The organism is Thiohalocapsa sp. ML1 (genome assembly GCF_001469165.1).
Taxonomy (GTDB): Bacteria; Pseudomonadota; Gammaproteobacteria; order Chromatiales; family Chromatiaceae; genus Thiohalocapsa.
This window is the reverse complement of the sequence record NZ_JABX01000020.1, coordinates 1-22,841: the sequence shown is the minus strand read 5'-3', so window position 1 is coordinate 22,841 and position 22,841 is coordinate 1. Positions and strand designations below refer to the sequence as shown.

General features: G+C 66.2%; 23 protein-coding genes and 1 tRNA gene. 13 read left to right on the top strand and 11 right to left on the bottom strand.

Annotated features, from left to right (window positions below; translation table 11 throughout):
* Positions 1 to 253: 253 nt before the first annotated feature.
* The 3 genes from ML01_RS13955 to ML01_RS13940 form a co-directional block, all read right to left on the bottom strand.
* Positions 254 to 667, bottom strand: coding sequence for a hypothetical protein (locus ML01_RS13955; RefSeq protein ID WP_058556013.1), 414 nt, complete (start codon positions 665 to 667; stop codon positions 254 to 256).
* A 13-nt stretch (positions 668 to 680) separates the two neighbouring features.
* The gene (locus ML01_RS13950) at positions 681 to 2,822 is read right to left on the bottom strand and encodes an NACHT domain-containing NTPase (RefSeq protein WP_156427721.1); all 2,142 of its coding nucleotides are present in this window, start codon (positions 2,820 to 2,822) and stop codon (positions 681 to 683) included.
* Positions 2,823 to 3,357: 535 nt separating this feature from the next.
* Positions 3,358 to 3,936, bottom strand: coding sequence for a DUF4124 domain-containing protein (locus tag ML01_RS13940; protein ID WP_058556010.1), 579 nt, complete (start codon positions 3,934 to 3,936; stop codon positions 3,358 to 3,360).
* Between the two features lie 129 nt (positions 3,937 to 4,065).
* On the opposite strand from ML01_RS13940, the gene ML01_RS29975 reads away from it, so the two are divergent.
* From ML01_RS29975 to ML01_RS27330, 7 genes are all read left to right on the top strand, one after another.
* On the top strand, positions 4,066 to 4,242 hold the full coding sequence (locus ML01_RS29975; RefSeq protein WP_173865176.1) for a hypothetical protein: 177 nt from the start codon (positions 4,066 to 4,068) through the stop codon (positions 4,240 to 4,242).
* 198 nt (positions 4,243 to 4,440) lie between these two features.
* Positions 4,441 to 5,988 (top strand): class I SAM-dependent DNA methyltransferase, encoded by a 1,548-nt coding sequence (locus ML01_RS13935; RefSeq protein WP_058556009.1) that lies wholly within the window; start codon positions 4,441 to 4,443, stop codon positions 5,986 to 5,988.
* Positions 5,985 to 6,938 carry a hypothetical protein gene (locus ML01_RS13930; protein WP_058556008.1) on the top strand — a complete coding sequence of 318 codons (954 nt, stop codon included), beginning with the start codon at positions 5,985 to 5,987 and terminating at the stop codon, positions 6,936 to 6,938. Before ML01_RS13935 ends, ML01_RS13930 begins: the two co-directional genes overlap by 4 nt.
* Positions 6,931 to 8,469, top strand: a complete 1,539-nt coding sequence (locus ML01_RS13925) for a class I SAM-dependent DNA methyltransferase (protein WP_058556007.1) — start codon at positions 6,931 to 6,933, stop codon at positions 8,467 to 8,469. The genes ML01_RS13930 and ML01_RS13925 overlap by 8 nt, the downstream gene beginning before the upstream one ends.
* A 17-nt stretch (positions 8,470 to 8,486) precedes the next feature.
* Positions 8,487 to 8,786, top strand: coding sequence for an AbrB/MazE/SpoVT family DNA-binding domain-containing protein (locus ML01_RS13920; RefSeq protein ID WP_058556006.1), 300 nt, complete (start codon positions 8,487 to 8,489; stop codon positions 8,784 to 8,786).
* Positions 8,783 to 9,178: a type II toxin-antitoxin system VapC family toxin gene (locus ML01_RS13915; protein ID WP_058556005.1), complete on the top strand. Its 396-nt coding sequence runs from the start codon at positions 8,783 to 8,785 to the stop codon at positions 9,176 to 9,178. Before ML01_RS13920 ends, ML01_RS13915 begins: the two co-directional genes overlap by 4 nt.
* Complete coding sequence (locus ML01_RS27330; RefSeq protein ID WP_082674274.1) at positions 9,175 to 10,344, top strand: restriction endonuclease subunit S; 1,170 nt, start codon at positions 9,175 to 9,177, stop codon at positions 10,342 to 10,344. The genes ML01_RS13915 and ML01_RS27330 overlap by 4 nt, the downstream gene beginning before the upstream one ends.
* Here ML01_RS27330 and ML01_RS28765 read toward each other — a convergent pair.
* The 3 genes from ML01_RS28765 to ML01_RS13895 all read right to left on the bottom strand — a co-directional run bounded on the left by ML01_RS28765 (position 10,302) and on the right by ML01_RS13895 (position 11,334).
* Entirely contained in the window at positions 10,302 to 10,505 is a 204-nt protein-coding gene (locus ML01_RS28765; RefSeq protein WP_058556003.1) for a hypothetical protein, read from the bottom strand. The genes ML01_RS27330 and ML01_RS28765 overlap by 43 nt on opposite strands.
* Positions 10,506 to 10,657: 152 nt before the next feature.
* Complete coding sequence (locus tag ML01_RS13900; RefSeq protein WP_058556002.1) at positions 10,658 to 10,897, bottom strand: hypothetical protein; 240 nt, start codon at positions 10,895 to 10,897, stop codon at positions 10,658 to 10,660.
* Positions 10,897 to 11,334, bottom strand: a complete 438-nt coding sequence (locus ML01_RS13895) for a putative toxin-antitoxin system toxin component, PIN family (RefSeq protein ID WP_058556001.1) — start codon at positions 11,332 to 11,334, stop codon at positions 10,897 to 10,899. The genes ML01_RS13900 and ML01_RS13895 overlap by 1 nt, the downstream gene beginning before the upstream one ends.
* A gap of 35 nt (positions 11,335 to 11,369) precedes the next feature.
* On the opposite strand from ML01_RS13895, the gene ML01_RS27325 reads away from it, so the two are divergent.
* Entirely contained in the window at positions 11,370 to 14,663 is a 3,294-nt protein-coding gene (locus ML01_RS27325) for a type I restriction endonuclease subunit R (protein WP_082674273.1), read from the top strand.
* Between the two features lie 6 nt (positions 14,664 to 14,669).
* On the opposite strand, the gene ML01_RS13885 is transcribed toward ML01_RS27325, so the two are convergent.
* Both ML01_RS13885 and ML01_RS13880 read right to left on the bottom strand, forming a co-directional pair.
* Complete coding sequence (locus tag ML01_RS13885) at positions 14,670 to 15,446, bottom strand: trypsin-like peptidase domain-containing protein (protein WP_058556000.1); 777 nt, start codon at positions 15,444 to 15,446, stop codon at positions 14,670 to 14,672.
* 308 nt (positions 15,447 to 15,754) lie between these two features.
* Positions 15,755 to 15,830, bottom strand: a tRNA-Ala gene (locus ML01_RS13880).
* 160 nt (positions 15,831 to 15,990) lie between these two features.
* Here ML01_RS13880 and arsS point away from each other — a divergent pair.
* Positions 15,991 to 16,956 (top strand): arsenosugar biosynthesis radical SAM (seleno)protein ArsS, encoded by a 966-nt coding sequence (arsS, locus tag ML01_RS13875; RefSeq protein ID WP_173865175.1) that lies wholly within the window; start codon positions 15,991 to 15,993, stop codon positions 16,954 to 16,956.
* A gap of 43 nt (positions 16,957 to 16,999) precedes the next feature.
* The gene (locus tag ML01_RS13870) at positions 17,000 to 17,653 is read left to right on the top strand and encodes a TIGR04282 family arsenosugar biosynthesis glycosyltransferase (RefSeq protein ID WP_254045254.1); all 654 of its coding nucleotides are present in this window, start codon (positions 17,000 to 17,002) and stop codon (positions 17,651 to 17,653) included.
* Positions 17,654 to 17,669: 16 nt separating this feature from the next.
* Here ML01_RS13870 and yhbY read toward each other — a convergent pair whose 3' ends face one another.
* The 3 genes from yhbY to ML01_RS13855 all read right to left on the bottom strand — a co-directional run bounded on the left by yhbY (position 17,670) and on the right by ML01_RS13855 (position 19,973).
* Positions 17,670 to 18,011: a ribosome assembly RNA-binding protein YhbY gene (yhbY, locus tag ML01_RS13865; RefSeq protein WP_082674271.1), complete on the bottom strand. Its 342-nt coding sequence runs from the start codon at positions 18,009 to 18,011 to the stop codon at positions 17,670 to 17,672.
* Entirely contained in the window at positions 18,008 to 19,042 is a 1,035-nt protein-coding gene (locus ML01_RS13860; protein WP_058555999.1) for a YhdH/YhfP family quinone oxidoreductase, read from the bottom strand. The genes yhbY and ML01_RS13860 overlap by 4 nt, the downstream gene beginning before the upstream one ends.
* A gap of 118 nt (positions 19,043 to 19,160) precedes the next feature.
* The gene (locus ML01_RS13855) at positions 19,161 to 19,973 is read right to left on the bottom strand and encodes an inner membrane protein YpjD (protein ID WP_058555998.1); all 813 of its coding nucleotides are present in this window, start codon (positions 19,971 to 19,973) and stop codon (positions 19,161 to 19,163) included.
* Positions 19,974 to 20,175: 202 nt separating this feature from the next.
* Between ML01_RS13855 and ffh the strand changes: the two genes are divergently transcribed.
* The 3 genes from ffh (at position 20,176) to ureA (ending at position 22,839) form a co-directional block, all read left to right on the top strand.
* Positions 20,176 to 21,606, top strand: a complete 1,431-nt coding sequence (gene ffh / locus ML01_RS13850) for a signal recognition particle protein (protein WP_058555997.1) — start codon at positions 20,176 to 20,178, stop codon at positions 21,604 to 21,606.
* Between the two features lie 44 nt (positions 21,607 to 21,650).
* Entirely contained in the window at positions 21,651 to 22,475 is an 825-nt protein-coding gene (locus ML01_RS13845; RefSeq protein WP_058555996.1) for an urease accessory protein UreD, read from the top strand.
* A 61-nt stretch (positions 22,476 to 22,536) separates the two neighbouring features.
* Positions 22,537 to 22,839, top strand: a complete 303-nt coding sequence (gene ureA / locus ML01_RS13840) for an urease subunit gamma (RefSeq protein ID WP_058555995.1) — start codon at positions 22,537 to 22,539, stop codon at positions 22,837 to 22,839.
* Positions 22,840 to 22,841 lie beyond the last annotated feature (2 nt).

Genomic DNA, 22,841 nt, shown 5'->3' with positions numbered 1-22,841 from the left:
TTGCCTGCCGGCGGGACAAAACCGTCGGCACTCACCAACCAAAATTTTCGGGGCTCAACACCTTCAGGGTCGGCTTCACCCGTTACCTTTGCACCTCGCCTGCGCATCAGCCGAAGCATCGACGCGCCTGTTACCAGTCACGCCGCAAGGCTCGATACTGGGCTCGCGGCTCACGATTACCCAGGCGGGACTCGCACCCGCTAGAACACGCGGCCTTGCCAGGCCGCACTGTCCCCGTTTCTCCCCTTTCTCCCTAAAAACGTGGTCTGTCCCCGTTTCTCCTTCTCCCTAAAAACGTGGTCTGTCCCCGTTTCTCCTGCGCGCTGCCTTCCTGACCGATGCTCGACGGCACCATCGCCTCATAGAGCGCGCGCAAATCGGCGGCGATCTGCTCCGTCAAGCCCGGTTGGATGCCGCGCTCGGCCCCGCCGTTGCGCTGCTGGGCGGCGACGACCAGCGCTTCGAGATCTCCCTGCACCTGCGCCGCTCCGATGACGTCGTCTGCGCCGGTTGTGTAGCCGGTGCCGCGCATCAACAGCAGCGCGGACTCGTAGGCATGCACGGCGGCGTTGACCGTCGCGTGCGTGTGCCAGAGCGTCTGCGCGAGCGCGCGCTGCTCGAGGCCGCGCGGGACGATGAGCTTGAGCTTGATGGCGCGGGTGGGCATGAATTCTCCGCGCCTACGCGGCGCGCTCCAGTTCGCTGATCAGCTGTTTCGCCCGGCTCGTGCCGATGTCCTGTAGGAGGTGTCGGAAGTGTTCCGGGCTCCTCCCGTTCGCGAGGAACTCGCGATGCAGAACCTCGACGGCACTATCACCGAGCGAAACGAACTCCGCTCTGATCCTACGCTTCACGCTAGCGAACTCGCCAACAAACTTATCGAGATCTGAATCTGCCTCCTGTTTCGCCAAATACGCCATCTGCTCCTTGCCGAAATCCTCTTTTGGATAATCGCCCGTGGCTATTTGCGTGAGGATCATTGCATCTTCGTCTCCGTAACAACGGCCCACCATCATCGCGTCCTGGCAGTCGTATACTTTTCTTGTGAGTTCCTCTCCCTTCTGTTCCAGTCTCTGATAGCAATCGAACAAGACCGCAGCGGCTTTCATGTCGTAGCTTCGTGCCAGCGCGACGATCGCGATATGAAAAGCCGAACTTTGCACATCAAGGTCGCGTACTTTACCCTCTAGGTGTTCGAATACTATTGTTCCTAGTGGCGCGCCAGTCTTCGACAAGAGCCGGATGCAGTTACCTAGTGCGTCTCCAATGTACTCGACTTCTTGCTTGTAGGCCTGCACCGTCGTTGGGCTCGATTCCGCGTCTGGGAAAGCCAGCGCAGCTATTCGACCCTTTACGGCGTGCAACGTTTCATGGGCCAGTTTCCCAGGCGGGTCCGCGACCTCCGATAGCAGTGAAATTGCCAGGACTGGATCTCTAGCTCGAACGCGCTTGATCATCAAGCTGGGCTGCTTTGCCATCCCGCACCAGAAGTGCAACACGTTTGCGAGCCCGGTTCCCGCACGTAGATAATGCTCGTAAAGGCCTTCTTCGTTTTGAAGGAAGTAGCGGGCAGCGAAATAATCGCGCAGATACCTGTTGGAGAATGCGTAGTAAGCTCCATCCTCGAAGCTTTCCAAGAATCGAGCTGCGCAGAGCTCGTCGCGGATCGCACAAGCGAACGCCGTCTCGCAGTTAAGTGCTTTTCGGATAGCGTCCTCCACCTCTCGGAATTCCTTTGTTCCTGGAGCCGGCGTTCCGTCCGCGTAGAAGAGCGAGGCCAGCGCCATAAGTGCTTCGATCTTATGATGAGATCTTATCTCGCGGTAGCGATCATCTGATAGCGCAGGCTGTTCCAATCTGGTTTCGGCCGCATACGAAGCGAAAGCCTGCCAGCTCTTGAGCGGAGCTAGCGTGCTGTCGCTGCGGTGCATTTCTAATAGGCGGTCAAGTAACAGGGGTATGCGCATAAGCTTGGCGATCTTGCGGCAGTCGAGGATAAACTCCTCAACTTCAGCTTGTTGCTGTGCAGAGTTCGCAGATGCGCGGATGAGCTGCTCTACTTGGCGATCGTCGAGTTCTCGCAGCTCGACGACCCGCAACTGTTGCAGGAGCGGCATCGTACGGGACGATCTATCAACGTGCTCAGCCGCAACGGCAATGATCAACCCACCGCTTTGATGCGTAGTCTCCATTCCCTCAGTAAGACGACTCGACAGCAGTCTGCGCTGGCTATCAGTAAGCTGGTCGACGTTGTCAATAAGCAACAGAAAACCGGCTTGAGTTCGGACGGTTTGAAGCAGTCTTTTCGTTATGTAGAATCCGACATCCTTAAAACGCTCGATGATCGCTTCATCTAGGCCGTGCTCACAGATGAACCGCGGATCGAGGCGAATCGGTATCGGGTGCGAATCTCCCCACCATGCAGAGTCTCTGGCACATCTCCGTTCTAAATATTCAAGCAAGGTAGACTTTCCGAAACCGCTATCTCCCAAGATCACGCAACACCTGTGTTGCTTTAGCGCTTCGAGTGCCTTGTATCGCGTGGTCTCGCCGAAGCGCTCCGCTCCTAAGCTTTGACGAACGAAAGCGAAAGGGTCTACAAACGCCAGCGCCGTATTGTCTGCAAGCTGCTTGCGGTAATCTGGGACGATGTGGTCTGCTTTGCCCATCAGCAGTTTGTACGTGACCCAGAGTCTCTGCTTCGGTCCAGAGTTAAACCACTTCCAGCGCTTGACGGTATGGAATGTGAGCGAAATAAAAAATTGTATCACCGTGTAGCATACCGAGATGACAACGACTATATTCCAAAGTACGTCGGACATGCGCTAGATCCGTTTGAGAGAATGATGCCCTAGCGGGACCCGTTGGCAGGAACAAGAACTGTAGGGTGGGACCCTATGTTCCCCCCGCGCATCCGATGTCTCATCCGGCTTGCGGTCGCCATCTGCTCGGCGAACGCCTGTTTGGCCTGGACCACGGGGCCGTCGATCGGGTGTTCGCCCTTGACCTCGACGACGACCTGGGCGCCGTCTCGCTCTTGGAACAGGAAGTCCGCCTGCCGCGCATCCAACCGATCCCCGTTCACGCCCCGCCCTCCTGTGTGAAATACTCCGCCGTCGTCTCCAGAAAGCTCGGGCTGAGCGCGCCGGCGATGCCGAGCTTGCGGATGCCTTCGACCTTCTCCATGAGCGTGGAGAAGGGCAGGAAGCCGCAGACGGTGTTGAGCGGCTTGGCGCGCAGGGTGAAGGTCGGGCGGTTGATCTCCTTCTCGACCTTGTCGCGGCGCTGGTCGGGGGCGACGATTGCCCGTGTCTGCCATGGCGTGCGGCTCCGTTCAGTCCCGGTCCGGCATGGGTGCTACTCCAGCCAGCGGCCCTTGTCGGTGTCGAAGCGCTGCGGGGCGGGTGCTTCGTAGTCGGTGGTGCCGGTCGCGAGGCCGTCTTGGAACTGCACGGTCAGGCTGCGGTAGTTGCCGTTCGCGTCGTAACCGCGATAGCCCCAGGAGCTGTAGCCGTTGCTGCCGCGATAGGTCGAGTCGGGCGCGCCGAGGGCGTCTTCGACCTCTGCCGGGGTCATCCCCGGCAGCACTTGGCGGCTGACCTTGGCGTTCCAGATCTCGGTACTGCTCGGCCGCTTCACCCGCTCGGGCTCGCGCAGCGCGCGTTCCAGCCGCGCGCGCTCGCGGCGCTCGCCGTCGGCCTGCTGCTGCGTCTCGATGCGGCGCACCTGATTGCTGACCGACCAGTAGTCGTCCGCCGGTGCCGTGCCGGCGCCGGGCGCGGGCTCGACCTCGACGCGCTGCGCCGTGTCCGCGCCCGGACACGCCGTTTGCCGATAGGTGACCTCGCCGGCCGCGTCCACGCACTTGTTGAGGCCGTGGGCGGGGCCGACGAGGGCGAGCGCGGCGAGGGCCGCGGGGAGGTGGGCTGTGCGCATGGTGGTCCCTGTTCCGTCCGTTGGTTGGCAGTGCGACCGGGTGCCGGCTGTCCCCCGACTTGCCGCTTCGGTCGCAATCTGCGGTACATTAAGAGTACACATGCAGCATTGATGAGGGAAGCCCCGATCATGCCGACGACAAGGACCGAGACCTTGACCTGCCGCCTCGCGCCGGAGGTGAAGGCGGCGCTGCGGGCGGCCGCGGCGCGCGAGCATCGGAGCCTGGCGAACATGCTGGAGGTGATGGTGCTGCGGTACGCGCGCGCGGAGCGGAGTGCCGACAACGGGGCATCGCGCCGGCGCTAACCCGATGCGCTTGGCCATGCGCGCGGTACAGCACAGCCGCGGTAAAGCCGCCGCGCGGCGCGGTTGCGCCGGGAGACGGCCGTTGGCCATGAGGACCCATCAACGCGAGAGCTGCCGGTCTCCAGGCGGTGCCGGGGGGCGCGCGCCGCAGGTCTCGCCGCTGCTTGTCGGCGAGCGTCGCCCGGCCGGAGGAAGGTCATGAATCAGGAGCATGCGGCGCTGCTGGCACACATCGCGCCCGGCAAGCCCTCCGTGACGACGCTGCAGCAACTGGCGTCGCATCTCTGGGAGGCCGCCAACATCCTGCGCGGCAGCCCGGTGGACCGCACCGACTGGAAGAGCTACATCCTGCCGCTGCTCTTCTTCAAGCGCATCTGCGATGTCTGGGATGAAGAAGAGGCCGACATGGTCGCGCGCTATGGCGAGGCCTTCGCCGACGAGCACCGCTTCCAGATCCCGGAAGGCTGCCACTGGCGCGACGTGCGCGAGACCGCCGCCAACGTCGGCGCGCGCCTGGTCAACGCGATGCGCGGCATCGAGCGCGCCAATCAGGAGCACCTCTACGGCGTCTTCGGCGACACGCCCTGGACCAACAAGGACCGCCTGCCCGACGACCTGCTGAAGGACCTCCTCGAGCACTTCTCCGCGCTGCCGCTCGGCAACGCCATGGTGCAGAGCGACGTCATCGGCGACGCCTACGAATACCTGATCAAGAAGTTCGCCGACACCACCAACAAAAAGGCCGGCGAGTTCTACACCCCGCGCAGCGTCGTGCGGCTGATGGTCGAGCTGCTGGACCCGCAGGAGGGCGAGAGCATCTACGACCCCGCCTGCGGCACCGGCGGCATGCTGCTGGCCTGCGTGGAGCATGTGCGGGAGGCGGGCGGCGACCCGCGCACCTTCTTCGGCCGGCTGTACGGGCAGGAGAAGAACCTCACCACCTCGTCCGTCGCGCGCATGAACCTGCTGCTGCACGGCGTCGAGGACTTCCAGATCGAGCGCGGCGACACGCTCCGCAACCCGGTGTTCGCCGACCCGGCCACCGGCGGCCTCGCGACCTTCGACATCGTAATCGCCAATCCGCCGTTCTCGCTCGAAAAGTGGGGCCGGGAGGTCTGGGAGAGCGACCCTTGGGGCCGCGCCTTCGCCGGCCTGCCGACGGACAGCTCCGGCGACTTCGCGTGGGTGCAGCACATGGTCAAGTCCATGGCCCCGCGCAGCGGCGCCATGGCCGTGGTGCTGCCGCAGGGGGCGCTGTTCCGCGGCGGCGTCGAGGGCAAGATCCGCCGGCATCTGCTGGAGCACGACCACATCGAGGCCGTCATCGGCCTCGCGCCGAACCTCTTCTACGGCACCGGGCTCGCCGCCTGCATCCTGGTGCTGCGCGCCAAGAAACAGCCCGAGACCGCCCGGCGCGTGCTCATCTGCGACGCCTCCGCGCTGTTCCGCAAGGACCGGGCCCAGAACCACCTGGAGCCCGCCCACGCCGAGCGCATCAATGGCTGGTACCACGCCTTCGAAGACGTCGAAGACCACTGCCGCGTGGTCGGCCTCGACGAGATCGAGCAGGAGGGCTGGACGCTCAACATCTCCCGCTACGTGCTGCCGCCTGTCGGCCGCGACATCCCGCCGCTGCCCGAGGCCATCGTCGACTTCAAGGCTGCGCTGGAGCGAGTGCGGGAGGCGGAGGAGGCGTTGCGGCGGGAGATGGTTGAAGGTGGGTGGCTTGAGGATTCAACGCAATGAATGACTACGGCATGAAGCTCTGGGGGCAGGGCGCGCGTTCCAATGTGCAACAGTTCTTTTACGACCTGCCGCTGAATCTCTTCAAGCGCGACGACGATGGCTTAGTGTTTGCCAGCATCGCCCGTCAGACCGAAGATGGTCCCGAGTCCTGCTTCTTTGTCATAAGGCAAGAATCGCTACTGTTAGCACTGGAAGCGGTCGCCGGCGCGAAATTGTTTGTCTCTGGAGAGGACGCTTGGCTGTCAATGCCCTTAAGCTTCGATGTGACCGCTGTTCTAACGGAACCTCATGGCGATTTTGTGCCATTCGTTGTCAAAGAGATTCACTTATCGAAGTCTCAAGGTCTACCGGCAAGAGACCATTGCTTTGATGACGTCGATTACGAGCTCGGAGAAGAGGACGAGGACGAGGACGACGACGAATGGGACGATCAGTACTTTCCGATCGCGATCGAGTACATGCCCGTTATAGACCGCCTCGCAGCTTCTTGCTCCAAGTTACTGAAGCGGCCAGGAATCGATCCGCAGACGATTAGCGATATCGCAAAACTACAGTATGCCCTATCCCGCCTCCCGATGGTCACGGATGGTATCGAGATCGATGTCCTGCTGAAGTCCGTCCTTGATGAAGAGGGCAGTTGGAGCGGTCCATCTCTGTACATCAGCGGTTCGAACTTTCGCCTGTCATATGCGGGATACATCCGCGGTCCCTATGGTGGAGACAGTGATTGCAGCACGATCTACGAGTGCGAGCGCTCGGGCTTCCGCAGCGACCTTGGCGGGTCGGCTGCGGGTGTGATTCAACTGTTGACAGAATGGATAGATCGCTGGGAGGCCGACTGCACAGACCTTGGGGTCGAATTCAGCATCACCAACGACGAAGAAGAATTCGACTGGGATCAAGACGAGGACGACGACGCCTGGGAACGCATGCCGACCAACTATGGCTGACCATCTCACCCTCCCCCAACTCGAATCCTACCTCTGGGGCGCTGCCGTCATCCTGCGCGGGCTGATCGACGCCGGCGACTACAAGCAGTTCATCTTCCCGCTGGTGTTCTACAAGCGGCTGTCGGATGTCTGGGACGAGGACTATGCGGCGGCGCTCGCGAGCTACGACGGCAACGCCGAGCTGGCCCGGGCCGAGGCCGACGAGCGCTTCGTCATCCCCACCGGGACGCACTTCAACGACGTGCGGCAGCAGCCGAAGGACATCGGCCGCCACCTGCAGACGGCCATGCGCGCCATCGAGGCGGCCAATCCGGGCCGCTTCGACGGCATCTTCGGCGACGCCCCCTGGACCAACCGGGAGCGGCTGCCGGACGCCACGCTCAAGAACCTGCTGGAGCACGTCGCGACGCAGACGCTCAGCATCGCCAACGTGCCCGAGGACACGCTCGGCGACGCCTACGAGTACCTCATCGGCCGCTTCGCCGACGACGGCGGCCACACGGCGCAGGAGTTCTACACCAACCGCACCGTGGTGCATGTGATGACGCAGATGCTCCGGCCCCAAGCCGGCGAGCGCATCTACGACCCCACCTGCGGCACCGGCGGCATGTTGATCGCCGCCCTCGCGGAGGTGAAGCGCCGCGGCGGCGAGCACCGCACGCTCGGCCTGTTCGGGCAGGAGCGCAACCACATGACCGCCTCCATCGCGCGAATGAACCTGGTGTTGCACGGGGTCGAGGACTTCCACATCGCCCGCGGCGATACCCTGGAGGCGCCGCACTTCACCGCGCAGGACCGGCTCGCTAGCTTCGACGTGGTGCTGGCCAATCCGCCGTACTCCATCAAGCGCTGGAACCGCGACGCTTGGGCTGCCGATGCCTGGGGCCGCAACAGCCTCGGCACCCCGCCCCAGGGCCGCGCCGACTACGCCTTCTTCCAGCACATCCTTTCAAGCCTGGACCCGCACAGCGGCCGCTGCGCCATCCTGTTCCCCCACGGCGTGCTGTTCCGCCGCGAAGAGGAGGCCATGCGCCGCAAGCTCATCGAGTCCGACCGCCTCGACTGCGTGCTGGGCCTGGGGCCGAACCTCTTCTTCAACTCGCCGATGGAGGCCTGCGTCGTCATCTGCCGCGCGCAGAAGCCGCCGGAGCGCCAGGGCCGCGTGCTCTTCATCGACGCGGTGAACGAGATCGCCCGCGAGCGCGCCTACAGCTTTCTCAAGCCGGAGCATCAGCAGCGCATCGCGGACGCCTACCACGCCTTCACCGACCAGCCCGGCTTCTGTCGCGTTGCGAGCCTTGAGCAGATCGCCGGCAACGGGCACAGCCTCTCCATCCCGCTCTACGTCAAGCGGAGCTTGATCCGATCAGGGGCCGACACCGGCAAGCCCGCCGACCAGCGCAGCCTGCGCGAGGTCTGGGACGACTGGGAGCAGGACGGCCGCGCCTTTTGGCAGCAGATGGATGCGCTGGTCAAAACCCTGGACGGTCTGATCGCCGATCAGCCAGACTCAACGACGAAACACCAATAACCAACCAGGAGACCCCGATGTCCGTTGACAAAGTCGTGATCGGCGAATCTGGCGAGATCGTTCTGCCGTCAAGGATTCGCTCCGCGCTGCGTCTCCAGGCCGGCTGCGAGTTGTTGATCGAGCGGACCGGCGCGGGTGTCCTGCTCAGGCCGACAACGACAGGGAGCGGTGTGCGCCTTGAAGACCTGCGGGGTTTTCTGAAGACCGAAGGTCCGGCCGTGCCCCTCGAAGAGCTCTGCAAGCCGGTCGACTACAGCGCGGATTGGCCAGATCCAGAGTCAGCGCCAGAGCCGGAGCCGGAGCCCAAGGACAAGTGATCGCCTTCGATACGAACATGCTCGTGCGGCTCCTGGTGGATGACCATCCCGGGCAAGCCGCCCTCGCCCAGCGGCTGCTGGCCGACAACACGGCGTTAATACCGCGAACCGTCGTTCTGGAGACCGAATGGGTCCTGCGCTCGGTCTACAAGCTGCCCCGCGAGCGCATGGCGGCCTTCTTTCGCCTGCTGCGACAAAGCGAGAACGCTGTGGTCGAGGACCATGGAGTCGTCGAGCGTGCGCTGGCGTGGTACGAGCAAGGCGCCGACTTCGCCGACGCGCTCCATCTCGCCGCCTGCGACGGCGCCGAGATGCAGACCTTTGATGACCGCTTCTGCAAGCAGGCGCGTGAGAAGGGGCAGACGCCGGCGATCAAGGTGTGGAAGGCATGAAGCCGGGGTGGCGGCGGGTGAAGTTCGGCGATGTGGTGCGGCTCAACAAGGAGACGAGCAAAGACCCCTTGGCCGACGGGCTCGACCGCTACGTGGGCCTGGAGCACATCGAGCCCGGCGACTTGCGCATCCGCTCCTGGGGCGACATCGCCGACGGGACCACCTTCACCAACCGCTTCCGGCCAGGGCAGGTGCTGTTCGGCAAGCGCCGCGCGTACCAGCGCAAGGTCGCGGTCGCCGACTTCGGCGGCGTCTGCTCAGGCGACATCTACGTCTTCGAGCCGAAAGACCCCGGCGTGCTGCTGCCGGAGCTGCTGCCGTTCATTTGCCAGACCGATGCGTTCTTCGACTACGCCGTTGGCACGTCGGCAGGGTCGCTGTCGCCGCGGACGAACTGGAAGAGCCTTGCGGAGTACGAGTTCGTTCTACCTTCAATGGAAGCGCAAGAACGTGTAGCGAGGATGCTTGCCATTGCTCTTAACGCATACGAATCTCATGCCGAAGCAGCAAGAAAGGCGCACACTGCGATTTATTCTTATCTTCATAATAGATTCTATCTCGCTTCCCTTGCTGATTCCTCGCTCTATCCGTGGCAGCCTATGGGGAGCGTGCTTTCACTATTAAAAGACGGCGACCACTATCCTCCAAAAGGGAGTTCGCCTGATGGACCTATGCTGTTAAGCGTTAGCCACATAAGCGAAGACGCTCTGCATTTCGGACCAGACGAACGTCGAATACCCTGGAAGCACTTTTACAAACTACACGAGAAATGGTCAATTCGCCCCGGAGATTCACTCTTATGCGTTATTGGGGCCACGCTTGGAAAAGTAGCGCGCGTACCGGCCGGAATGCCACCGTTCACATTTCAACGCATGGTCGCTGTATTGCGTGCCAATCAACAGATTATCGAGCAAGACTACCTACACCTTTACCTCCAATCGAGCGAATTTCAGCGGCGATGCTGGTCTGTCTCGCGCAGCACCGCGCAACCAGCAATATATCTTCAGGATATCGCTAGACTCCCCGTCCCCATAGCACCGAAGGATACTCAGAAAGAGGTGGTTGGGGTCGTCAAAGAACTCCGTGGCGCACGAGAAATCGCACGCGCTAGATCCGTGGATAGCTATGAGGTTATGCGCTGCATCATTTCGGAAGCAATGTCATGACCTTCACCGAATCCAACACCATCGAAGCCTACCTCCGCAATCTGCTCACCGGCGGCATTACCGACCAGCCCGTCGCCCCGGTCGGCCTCGCCCAGCAGGGCCTCGGCTGGCACTTTCTGCCCGGCGCGGCCCTCGGCCGCCAACCGCAGGAGGTCTTTCATTGGCTCGCCGGCAACTCGAACCGACACGACGAGCTTCCAGTGAAGCGCTACTGCGAAACACGCGAAAGGCGCGAAAGCAAAGGCGCCGACGGGGCGGCTGGTCCTTTTCGTGTATTTCGCGTGTTTCGTAGTTGCAAAGAACGAGTCCCGCGCTACGGCAGCTCATCCCCCGCCTCCGGCTCCCGGTCCGGACTCGCGGCGAGCCAGGCCTCGAAGTCCGCCGGGTCGCCGCGCTCGCGGCGCTCGCGGAAATATGCCTCCGTCTTCAGCGCAGAGACCTTCTCGGCGATGGCGGTGACGAAGAATTGGTTCATGGACACGTTCTCCTCCTCGGCCACCTTGCGGGCGTAGGCGAACAGGGATTCGGGGACGCGCAATGCGTAATTGGCCATCAGGATTGCCCCTCTTGCAGTTGTCGCAGCAGCTCGCGCGGGTGCACCAGCGCAAGGCCGAATCGCGCCGCCGCGGTGAAGTCGCCGGTGTTGAACGTGGCCAGCCGGTCGGCGCGGCCATTCAGGGCCGTCTCCAGCACCATGTCGTCCGCCGGATCGCGGGCGCGCGGGCGCCACAGGTAGTACAGATCCACCGGCTCGCAGCACAGACACAGGGCGTCCAGGAAGGCATCGGTCATCGCCACCGTCCGCCCGCCAACGGCCAGGTGCTCGGGTCGCTTCAGCGCGGCCTCGGACTCCAGCAGCAGCGGCACCGACGCGAGTGCGGTGAAGCGCCCTTCCCGCAGCATCCGCAGCAGCGCGAAAGACGCCCCGCGGCTACTGCGGGAAGCGGCCACCAGGACGTTGGTGTCCAGCACCACGCGAAGCCTTTTCATATTGCAGATGATATGCCGCACGGGGGCGAGTCAAGATGACCTTCACCGAATCCACCACCGTCGAGGCCTACCTGCGGGACCTGCTCTGCGGCAACAACGCGAGCGCCAACCCGCTGAACCTCCAGGACGCGCGCGGCAGCTACGGCATCGCCGCCAAGGGCGCCGGCTGGACCTACCTGCCGGCGGCGGCGCTGCCGCGCGAGCCGCAGGAGGTCTTCTGCGAGCCCCTGGTCCGCGACGCGCTGATCCGGCTCAACCCCTGCATCGCGGCGCAGCCCGAACGAGCCGACGAGGTGCTGTACAAGCTCCGCGCCATCGTGCTGTCGGTGCGCTCGGACGGGCTGAGGACTGGTCTCATCAGGGCCAACGAGGAATTCACCGCCTGGCTGCGGGGCGAGCGCAGCATGCCGTTCGGCAAGGACGGCGAGCATGTGACGGTGCGCTTGGTGGACTTCGAGGACCTGTCGCGCAACCAGTACGTGGTCACCACCCAATACAGCTTCCGCGCCGGCCCGGCGGAGCGCCGCGCGGACCTGGTGCTGCTGGTCAACGGGCTGCCGCTGGTGCTGATCGAGGCCAAGACCCCGGTGCGCCCGTCGGTGAGCTGGGTGGACGGCGCCATCCAGGTGCAGGAGTACGAGCGCTTCGTGCCGGAGCTGTTCGCCTGCAACGTGTTCAGCGTCGCCAGCGAGGGCAAGGAGCTGCGCTACGGCTCCATCCACATGCCGGTGCAACTGTGGGGTCCCTGGCGGGATAACGAGGACGCCGCGCCCGGTGGGCTGTCGGACCTGCAACGGGCGGTGTCTGGGCTGCTGGCGCCCGAGACCCTGCTCGACATCCTGGCCAACTTCACGCTGTTCGCCACCGACAAGAAGCAGCGCCGGCTCAAGGTGGTGTGCCGCTACCAGCAGTTCGAGGCGGCCAACCGCATCGTCGCGCGCGTGGTGGCGGGCTACCCGAAGAAGGGCCTGATCTGGCACTTCCAGGGCTCCGGCAAATCGCTGCTGATGGTGTTCGCGGCGCAGAAGCTGCGCATGCACCCGAAGCTCAAGAACCCGACCGTGCTGATCGTGGTGGACCGCATCGATCTGGATGCGCAGATCAGCGCCACCTTCCACGGCGCCGACATTCCGAACCTGGTGAAGGCGGAGAAGCGCTCGTCGCTGAAGACCCTGCTCAAGCAGGACACGCGCAAGATCATCATCACCACCATCTTCAAGTTCGGCGAGGAGACGCCGCGGCAGAGCGTCGCGCGGCTGCTGCGGCAGATCCCGGAGCTGTATCGCCAGGGGCAGGTTGATGCCGCCGGCGTCGAGCTCGGCGTCGCCTGGCGCGCCGCGGCGCGGGTGGACGACGCCAGCAAGCGCGAGGCATTGCAGGCCGAGCTGAGCGCGCTGGCCGCGGGGCTCGGGCTGGCGCTGCCGGCGGCCGCTGCCGGCACAGAGGCCGGCGCCGAGGCCGCGGCGGGCGCGGACGACAGCGCGCCGGCCGAGACGGACGACGATGCCGCGGTGTTGGACTCGCCGGTGCTGAACGACCGCCACAACATCATCGCCCTGGTGGACGAGGCGCACCGCACGCAGGAGGGCGACCTCGGCATGCAGATGCGCGCCGCGCTGCCGAACGCCTTCCTGTTCGGCCTCACCGGCACCCCCATCAACAAGCGCGACCGCAACACCTTCTATGCCTTCGGCGCGCCGGAGGACGCCAACGGCTATCTGAGCCACTACGGCTTCGAGGACAGCATCCGCGACGGCGCCACGCTGCCGCTGCATTTCGAGCCGCGGCTGGTGGACCTGCGCATCGACAAGGCCGCCGTCGACCAGGCCTACGCCAACCTCACCGGCGGCCTGTCCGACCTTGACCGCGACAACCTCGCCAAGACCGCCGCCAACATGGCCGTGCTGGTGAAGGCGCCCAAGCGCATCACCGCCATCTGCGACGACATCGCCAAGCACTTTCAGGCCAAGGTGGCGCCGAACGGCTTCAAGGCGATGGTGGTCACCTTCGACCAGGAATGCTGCCTGCTCTACAAGGCCGAGCTGGACCGGCTGCTGCCGGACGGCATCGAGACCGACGTCGTCATCTCGGTGCAGGGCAAGGAGAAGGATGACGCCCGCTATGCCCCGTACAAGCGCGACCGCGACGCCGAAGAGGCCCTGCTGGACCGCTTCCGCGACCCGAACGACCCGCTCGCGATCCTGGTGGTCACCGCCAAGCTGCTGACCGGCTTCGACGCGCCCATCCTCCAGGCCATGTACCTGGACAAGCCGCTGCGCGATCACACCCTGCTGCAGGCCATCACCCGCACCAACCGCACCTACAGCGGCAGCCAGACCGCCAGCAAGAGCCACGGCCTGATCGTGGACTACCTCGGCGTGTTCGACGACGTGGCCAAGGCGCTCGCGTTCGACGAGGCCAGCTTGCAGCGGGTGGCGAGCAACATCGCCGCGCTGAAGGCGCTGTTGCCCGGGGCGGTGCAGAAGTGCCTGGCCTACTTCGCCGGGGTGGACCGCAGCCTGAGCGGCTACGACGGCCTCATCGCCGCGCAGGACTGCCTGCCGGACAACAGCGCCCGCGACGCCTTCGCGGCCGATATGAGCGTGCTCGGCCGGCTCTGGGAGGCGATCTCACCGGACCCGCTGCTGCAACCCTTCGAGGCCGACTACCGCTGGCTGGCGCAGGTGTACGAGAGCCTCAAGCCCTCCACCGGCCACGGCGCGCTGCTCTGGCACGTGCTCGGCGCCAAGACCGTGGCGCTGATCCACGACAACGTGACGGTCGGCACCATCCGCGACGATCTCGACGAGCTGGTGTTCGACGCCGACGTGGTGGAGGCCATCCTGGACGCGCCGGACCGCCAGAATAAGACCAAGGAGGTCGAGATCAAGATCGCCGCGCGCCTGCGCAAGCACCTCGGCAACCCGCGCTTCAAGCCCCTGTCCGAGCGGCTGGAGCGGCTGCGCGAGCGCCACGAGTCCGGCCAGATGCACAGCGTCCAGTTCCTGAAGGAGCTGTTGCAACTGGCCGGCGACCTGGTCGCCGCGGAGAAGGAGACCCCGCCGGAAGAAGACGAGGACCGCGGCAAGGCGGCCCTGACCGCGCTGTTCGAGGAGGTCCGCAACCCCGACACGCCGGTGATCGTCGAGCGCGTGGTCGCCGACATCGACGAGATCGTGCGCATGGTCCGCTTCCCCGGCTGGCAGCAGACCAGCGCCGGCGAGCGCGAGGTGAAGAAGGCGCTCCGCAACACGCTGTTCAAGTACAAGCTGCACAGCGATCAGGAGCTGTTCGACAAGGCTTATGGGTATGTTCGGCAGTATTACTGAGCCGGATCAAGCGTGCGCTGACGCGTCATCGCGCGAGGAGTCTTCCAGATGCATGAGCTGACCGATCGCGCGGCCGAAGAAGAATTCCGCGTCGCCGTCACCAAGGATGTCCTCGCCGACATCATTATCAATTTCCTGGGCCAGCGGGAACGGTTGTCCTTTCGCAAGAAGGCCTACTTCGTACTCGATCTCAACGATCTGCGGCAGTTCCATCTGCTGCTGGACGCCAAGGTCAGCAAAGAGGTGAACATGCGCCTGGAGTTCTTCCAGGCCGCGATCACCTATGACGACGACACGACGCGGACGCTGACGTCGCTGGAGAGTCTCGACAGTTACCACGAGACCCGCATCTCGCGCCGCCACCATCACCCCCTCCGCCGGCGTCAGCCCGGGCACCGGCACGCCTCTCTCCGCCATCCCGTAGAAGTCGCGCACCAGCGCGGCGGTGTGCGCGTCGCTGCCGCCCATGAGGCCGCCGAGGACGCGGCCGTCGGGCAGGAAGAGCCCGGCGCCGGAGCTGCCGGCGTGGGTCTCGCCCGTCGCCCAGCGCACGCCGAGGTAGTGCGCGGCGGCGGGGTCGTAGTGCTCGGCGCAGTAGTCGAAGCGCTCGCAGTTGCTGGTGCCGGTGACGCTGCCGAGGGCGATCTGCTGCGCCGTGCCGCGGGGGTGGTGCAGGCTGGCGACGGCGGTGCCGGGGGCGGGCTGCTCGGTGGCGAGGGGGACGGCGGCGGCGCGCAGGCGCAGGCGCAGCCAGGCGGTGTCGGTGGACTTGGCGAGCTGCACCAGGTCGGTGCCGCCGGGCTGTGCTGCGCCTGTGGGCGCGCACCGGCCGCCGCCAGCACCTGCTGCGTGGCCTGTGCCGAGCGCAAGCGCGCCAGCGAAGCCGCGCGCCGGGCGCGCCTGCGCCGGGATCGGCTCTGCCTGGACTGCGGTCGAGTGCCCACAGCGAGCGGCTCTTATCGCTGTCCGAGCTGCCTGGAACGGCAGCGCCGGCGGGTCGCGGAGCCTCGGTTTCGGCGCAGTGCGTCACACCGAGCGTCACACCAAGTTGAAGCGGAGTCTCGGAACCTGCGCTAAGCGACTGAATTGATTGGTGGAGCAGAGGGGGATCGAACCCCTGACCTCCGCATTGCGAACGCGGCGCTCTCCCAGCTGAGCTACTGCCCCGAGACGGTGTGGGCGCAATGGCCGGACCTGGGTGGCCGGCCGACCCCAAGCCGCGCAGTTTAGCACCGCCTGGGATTTTGACAATGCGCGGGGCGGCGCCACTTGACGGGTAACGCCGGCGCTGTGCCGCCGTCTTGTCTTATCCGGCCGGAGTCTCGTCGTGCTCGATTCCAAACCCCTGCTGATCGGCATGGACTTTCCCGTGCTCACCCGCCGCCGCCTTGCCACAGTGCAGGTGAACCTGGGCTATCGCTGCAATCAGTCCTGCGTGCACTGTCACGTTGACGCAGGCCCGAAACGGCGCGAGGAGATGAGCACAGAGACCATGGAGCAGGTGCTGGCGTTCGTCGCTCGCAGCGGCGCCGGGACGCTCGACATCACCGGCGGTGCGCCGGAGCTCAACGCCGTGTTCCGTCCGCTGGTGGAGCGCGCCCGCGCGCTCGGCGTGCATGTGATGGACCGCTGCAACCTGACCATTCTGGAGGAGCGGGGGCAGGAGCCCTTGGCCGGCTTCCTGGCCGAGCATCGCGTTGAGGTGATCGCGTCGCTGCCGTGCTGGTTGGGCGAGAACGTGGACGACCAGCGCGGCAAGGGGGTGTTCGATGCCAGCATCCGCGGCCTCAAGCGGCTCAACGCGCTCGGTTACGGCGCCGAGGAGACGGGGTTGGTGCTGAACCTGGTCTATAACCCCGTTGATGCGGTGCTGCCGCCGCCGCAGTGCGCGCTGGAGGTGGATTACAAGCGCGAGCTCGCCGCACGCTATGGCATCCGCTTCAACCGGCTCTTGTCGCTCACGAATATGCCCATCCGCCGTTTCGGTGGCTGGCTCCTGTCCACGGGGCGCTTCGATGGCTACATGCGGCTGCTGCGCGAGGCCCACCGGGACGAGAATCTGGACGCGGTCATGTGTCGGGACCTCATTAGCATCGACTGGCAGGGGTATCTGTACGACTGCGATTTCAACCAGATGCTCGGTCTGCCCCTCGGCGCCGATGGTGGGGCCCGCCGCCATATCGGCGAGCTGGCGGACGCGGCCGACCTCACCGGCGCCGGCATTGCCGTGGCCGGGCACTGCTATGGCTGCACCGCCGGGCAGGGCAGCAGTTGCGGTGGTGCGCTCGGCTGATTGCGCGCTCGTGATGCACTGCGCCGCGGGATTGCGGACGCCCGTGAGCGCGGGCGGCGGCCTGCGCTTGCCCGCGGCGCGCATTTTGGTGTTCGCGAAGGCCCCGGTGGCGGGGGCCTGCAAGACGCGGCTGATCCCGGCGCTCGGGGCCGAGGGCGCCGCCGCGCTGCATCGCGAGCTCGTCATCGACACGCTCGCGCGGCTCGAGCCGGCGCGCATCGCCCCGCTGGAGCTCTGGTGCGCGCCGGATACCGGGCATCCGCTGTTCGGGGCCTTGGCCGCGCGCTTCGGCATCTCGCTGCACGTGCAGCCGGCGGGAGACCTCGGCGCGCGGCTCTTGGCGGCGGCGCAGGATGCGCTGACGCGGGCCGGGGCCGTCGTGCTCATCGGTTGCGACTGCCCGGGGCTCGGGCCGGCGCAGGTGGCCGCTGCGTTGGCGGCGCTGGACGGGGTTGCCGGGGCGGACGCCGTGCTGGGGCCGGCCGACGATGGCGGTTATGTGCTGCTCGGGCTCAAGCGCGCCGAGCCCGCCCTGTTCACGGACGTGCCCTGGGGCGGGGAGCGCGTGGCTGCCGTGACGCGTGAGCGCATGGCCGCGCTCGGCTGGCGCTGGACGGAGCTACCGACGCTCGCGGACTTGGATCGGCCGGAGGATCTCGGCAAGCTCAAGCGTCTGCCGCGGCCGATGGTGCCGTAGCGCTCGCCCGGCGGCATCAAGCCGGCAGGCGGATCGGCTCCTTGCGCTCCGGATTCGCGCGGAAGAGCACGGCGATGTTGCCGATGCGCTGCACCAGCGCGGCGCCCGTCTCCTCGACAATGGTGCGCACCTGGGCGTCGCGCATGTCGCGGTCACCGCCGTTGACGCGCACCTTGATGAGCTCGTGGTGATTCAGCGCCAGCTCGATCTCGGCGAGTACCGGCTCCGTGAGCCCGGCGGCGCCGAGCAGCACGACGGGCTTGAGCGCATGCGCGCGCGCCATCAGCGCGCGTTTGGCGGGGTTGCCGAGGGCCTGGGGCGGGCTCTGGGACCCGGTCTGGAGCTTGGCGTTGCTCATACGTCGGCGGCGGTCGCGGGGTTGGGATTGACGAGGATGCGCCCGTGCGTGCGCCCGGCGAGCATGCGCGCGAAGACCTCCGGCAGCGCCTCTAGCGTGACCTCGCCGCCGAGCAGGCGCTCCGGTTCATCGACACGCCAGTCCGTCGCCAGATGCTGCCACAGCGTGCCGCGCAGCGGCTGCGGGATGTGCACCGAGTCGCAGCCGAGCAGGGCGACACCGCGCAGGATGAAGGGCAGCACGCTGGTGTGGAGCTCGATGCCGCCGGCGTTGCCGATGCTCGCGATATTGCCGTAGGGCACCACGGTGCGGGTGATGCGCGCGAGCATGTCGCCGCCGACGTTGTCCACGGCGCCGCCCCAGACGCCCTTCTCCAGCGGGCGGTCGCCGCCGGGCAGCGCGTCGCGGCCGAGGATCTGCGTGGCGCCGAGCGCCTTCAGCCAGTCGTGCAGCTCGGGCTTGCCGGAGACGGCAGCGACCTCAAAGCCGAGCTTCGCGAGGATGGCAATGGCGATGGCGCCGACGCCGCCGCTCGCGCCCGTTACCAGGATCGGGCCCAGGTCCGGGCGCTGCTCGTTCTGCAGCAGCCGATGCACCGCCAGCGCCGCGGTGAAGCCCGCGGTGCCGAGCAGCATCGCGGTGCGCGTGTCGAGGCCGGGCGGCAGCTTCACCAGCCAGTCGCCGGGCACGCAGAGGTACTGTGCATAGCCGCCGTCGTGGTCGAAGGCCATGCCGTGGCCGGTGGCGACTACGGCGTCGCCGGGCGCGAAGTCCGCGTGCTCCGAGCGCTCGACGATGCCCGCCGCATCGATGCCGCCGGTGATGGGAAAGGACCTGATGACCTTGCCCTTGCCGGTGGCGCCTAGGGCGTCCTTGTAGTTGACGCTCGCGTAGTCCACGCGCAGCAGGACTTGCTCATGCCCTGGGTCATGCGCCGGGCTGGCGGCAGGCTCGGGTGCGGCGATGGTCTCGACGCCGACGCGGTGTCCGGCGTCGTCATGGTGGATACGAAAGGCCTGTTGTGTCGGCATCGGCTCCCCCTGGATCTTGGCTCGGCCGGCGTTTGGTGCCGACGGTGCGGCAGTATGCCGGATCAGTTGCGCCTCCTTGGCGCGTGCGGGGCTTCCGTGCGGGGCTTACGTGCGGGGCTTAGCGGTGCAGCACGAGCTCAAGTACGAACTTGGAGCCGAAGTAAGCGAGGATCAGCAGCATGAAGCCGCCCAAGGTCCAGTGAATGGCCTTCTGGCCGCGCCAGCCGCGGGCGCGCCGGCCGAGCAGCAGGCCGCCGAAGACCATCCACGCCAGCACCGACAGCACGGTCTTGTGCACCAGGTGCTGCGCGAACATGTTGTCCAGGAACGCGAAGCCGGAGGCCAGCGCGAGCGTCAGCAGCACGAAGCCGACGCCGATCATCTCGAACAGCATCGCCTCCATGGTCATCAGCGGCGGCAGCGAGCGGATGAAGGTGTTCGGCTTGCGTGCCCTGAGATAGTTGTCCTGCACCGCGAGCAGCACCGCCTGCACGGCGGCGAGCGTGAGCAGGCTGTAGGCGAGCATGGACAAGAGCACATGCAGCTTGAGTATCCAGCTCGCGTCCGCGCTCATGAAGCCGACGCTGGGGAAGATGAGGTCCAAGAGCACCGTCAGCGCCGCGAGCGGCAGGATGACGAGCCCGAGGTTTTCGACGGGCTTGCTTAGGCTGGAGATCAGCAGCGACGCGACGACGGTCCAGGATGCGAGCGACAGCGCGTTGAAGAACGCGAGGTTGAGTCCGGCGTGGCTGAAGATGGCGTGGTACAGGAGCCAGGTGTGCAGCACGAGCCCGACGAAGCCGAGCGCGAGGGTCGCCTGCCGTAGCAGGACGGTTGAATCCACGTTGCGATTGAACATGCGCCAGCCGATCAGGCTCGCGCTGCCGAGGTACGAGGCGATGCTGACGAGGGCAAAGGGCGCGGTATTCATGGCGGCGGATGATCGCACAACTGCGCGGGGCCCGGAACGCGGTTGCGCAATCACGGGCGCGTGTCTGGGCTGTTCTTTGCCGGCGGCTTGATTTAGGTTAACGACTCGGCAGGCCGGCGCGCGCACCGTCTCGCGGGCGGGCGCATGGCCGCATCCTCAACACCCTCAGAACTTACCCGAGTTTCCGGTCCCTAGAAGCATCATGTTCGACAGTCTCCAGGAACGCTTCGGCGACGTGCTCAAGGGCCTGCGCGGCCAGGCGCGGCTCACCGAGGACAACATCAAGGACACGCTGCGCGAAGTGCGCATGGCCTTGCTTGAGGCCGACGTGGCCTTGCCGGTGGTGCGCGGCTTCGTGGAGCGCGTGCGCGAGCGCGCCCTCGGCGCCGACGTGACGCGCAGCCTGACGCCCGGGCAGGTGCTGATCAAGATCGTCAACGACGAGCTGACCATGCTGATGGGCGAGGCCAACGAGGGCCTCGCGCTCAACGTGCAGCCGCCCGCGGTGATCCTCATGGCGGGCCTGCAGGGCTCCGGCAAGACCACCACCAGCGGCAAGCTGGCGCGCTTTCTGAAAGAGCGCCAGAACAAGAAGGTCATGGTGGTGAGCTGCGACGTGTACCGCCCCGCGGCCATCGAGCAGTTACGCACCGTCGCGGCCGAGGTGGGCGTGGATTGCTTCCCGAGCAGCGCGGACCAGTCGCCCATCGCCATCGCGCAGGGCGCCGTCGCCGCCGCGAGGAAACAGTTCAAGGACGTGCTCATCGTCGACACGGCGGGCCGCCTCGCCATCGATGCGGCCATGATGGCCGAGATCCAGGCGCTGCATGCGTCGCTGTCGCCGGCGGAGACGCTGTTCGTCGTGGACAGCATGACGGGCCAGGATGCGGCCAAGACGGCCAAGGCCTTCCACGACGCGCTGCCGCTCACGGGCGTGATCCTGACCAAGGCGGACGGCGACGCCCGCGGCGGTGCGGCGCTGTCCATCCGCGAGATCACCGGCAAGCCCATCAAGTTCCTCGGCACCGGCGAGCGGAGCACGGCGCTGGAGCCCTTCCATCCGGACCGCATCGCCTCGCGCATCCTCGGCATGGGCGACGTCGTGTCGTTGGTGGAGGAGGTGCAGCAGAAGGTCGACCGCCACGAGGCCGAGAAGCTCGCGAAGAAAATCCAGAAGGGCAAGGGCTTCGACTTGTCGGACTTTCGCGACCAGATCAAGCAGATGACCAAGCTCGGCGGCATCGCCAGCCTGATGGACAAGCTTCCGGGCATGGGCCAGGTGCCGGAGCACATGAAGAACCAGATCAACGACAAGGAGTTCGTCAAGCTCATCGCCATCGTCGATTCCATGACGCCGATGGAGCGCGCCCATCCGCAGATCATCAAGGGCAGCCGGCGCAAGCGCATCGCCATGGGCTCCGGCACCCAGGTGCAGGATGTGAACAAGCTCCTGAAGCAGTTCACGCAGATGCAGAAGATGATGAAGAAGATGAAGGGCGGCAACATGGCGAAGATGATGCGCCAGATGCAGGGCCGCCTGCCGCCCGGCATGGGCGGCCCCGGCGGCTTCGGCGGCCCCGGCGGCGGGCTGCCGCCCGGGGGCTTCCCGCCCGGCGGCGGCTTTCCGATGTGATGCCGCGCCCGACGCCTTCGCAGCGCTGATCTGCGTCCCCGCCCGTGGGCTGGCGCGCCGAGCTGTATCTGCGCTGTGAGCAGCGCGCCGGCCCCGCGGGCGCGCCGCGGACGGTGCTCGCCCGCAAGCACCAGCTCGGGCCGCTGACGCTGCAGCGGGCCTTCCATCCGGAGGGCGCGCCCTGTCACCTTTATCCGCTGCATCCGCCGGGCGGCGTCGTCGGCGGTGATGCGCTGGATATCCGCATCGACATCGCCGCTGGCGCCCATGCCGTCGTCACCACGCCAGGTGCCGCCAAGTTCTACCGCAGCGCCGGCGAGCTCGCGCGGCAGGAGCAGCGGCTCGGCGTCGCACCGGACGGGGTGCTGGAGTGGTTCCCGCAGCCGGCCATCCTGTTCCCGGGGGCGCGGGTCACGAGCCTGACCGAGATCGCGCTCTGCGACGACGCCCGCGTGATCGGCTGGGAGATCCTGAGCCTGGGCCGGCCCGTGATCGGCGAGCGTTTCGTGCAGGGGGCGTTGGATGCGACGCTGCGGGTCTCCCGCAACGGCAGCCCGCTGCTGCTGGACCGCCTGCGCGTGGACGGCCCCCAAGATCTGGACCGGCCGAGCGGGCTCACGGGCCACGCCGTCTCTGCCACCTTCGTTGCGAGCGGCGCCGGGGCCGGCGATCTGGAGGCGGCGCTGGCGGTGCTCGCCGGGGCGCCCGGCCTGCTCGCCGGCGTGACGCTGCAGGGCGATCTCCTGGTCGCCCGCGCGCTCGCCGATACAACGGAGCCGGCACAGCGGGTATTCTGCGCACTCTGGACGGCGTTGCGCCCGCGGCTGATTGGCCGCGACGCGCTGCCGCCGCGGATCTGGGCGACCTGAGACCGCGCGCCGCTCGTTGGCGGCGGTCTGCGCCGCTGTTTACACATTGAGGTAGGACGCGATGGACCTGACACCGCGAGAGAAAGACAAGCTGCTGCTGTTCACGGCCGGGCTCCTGGCGGAGCGCCGCCGGGCGCGCGGGCTCAAGCTCAACTATCCGGAGGCGGTGGCGCTGATTAGCTGCGCGATCCTCGAGGGCGCGCGCGACGGGCGCACCGTCGCCGAGCTGATGGACTTCGGCCGCACGCTCTTGACCCGCGACGACGTCATGGACGGCGTGCCGGAGCTGATCCCGGACGTGCAGGTGGAGGCGACCTTTCCGGACGGCACCAAGCTCGTGACTGTGCATGATCCCATTGTATGAGG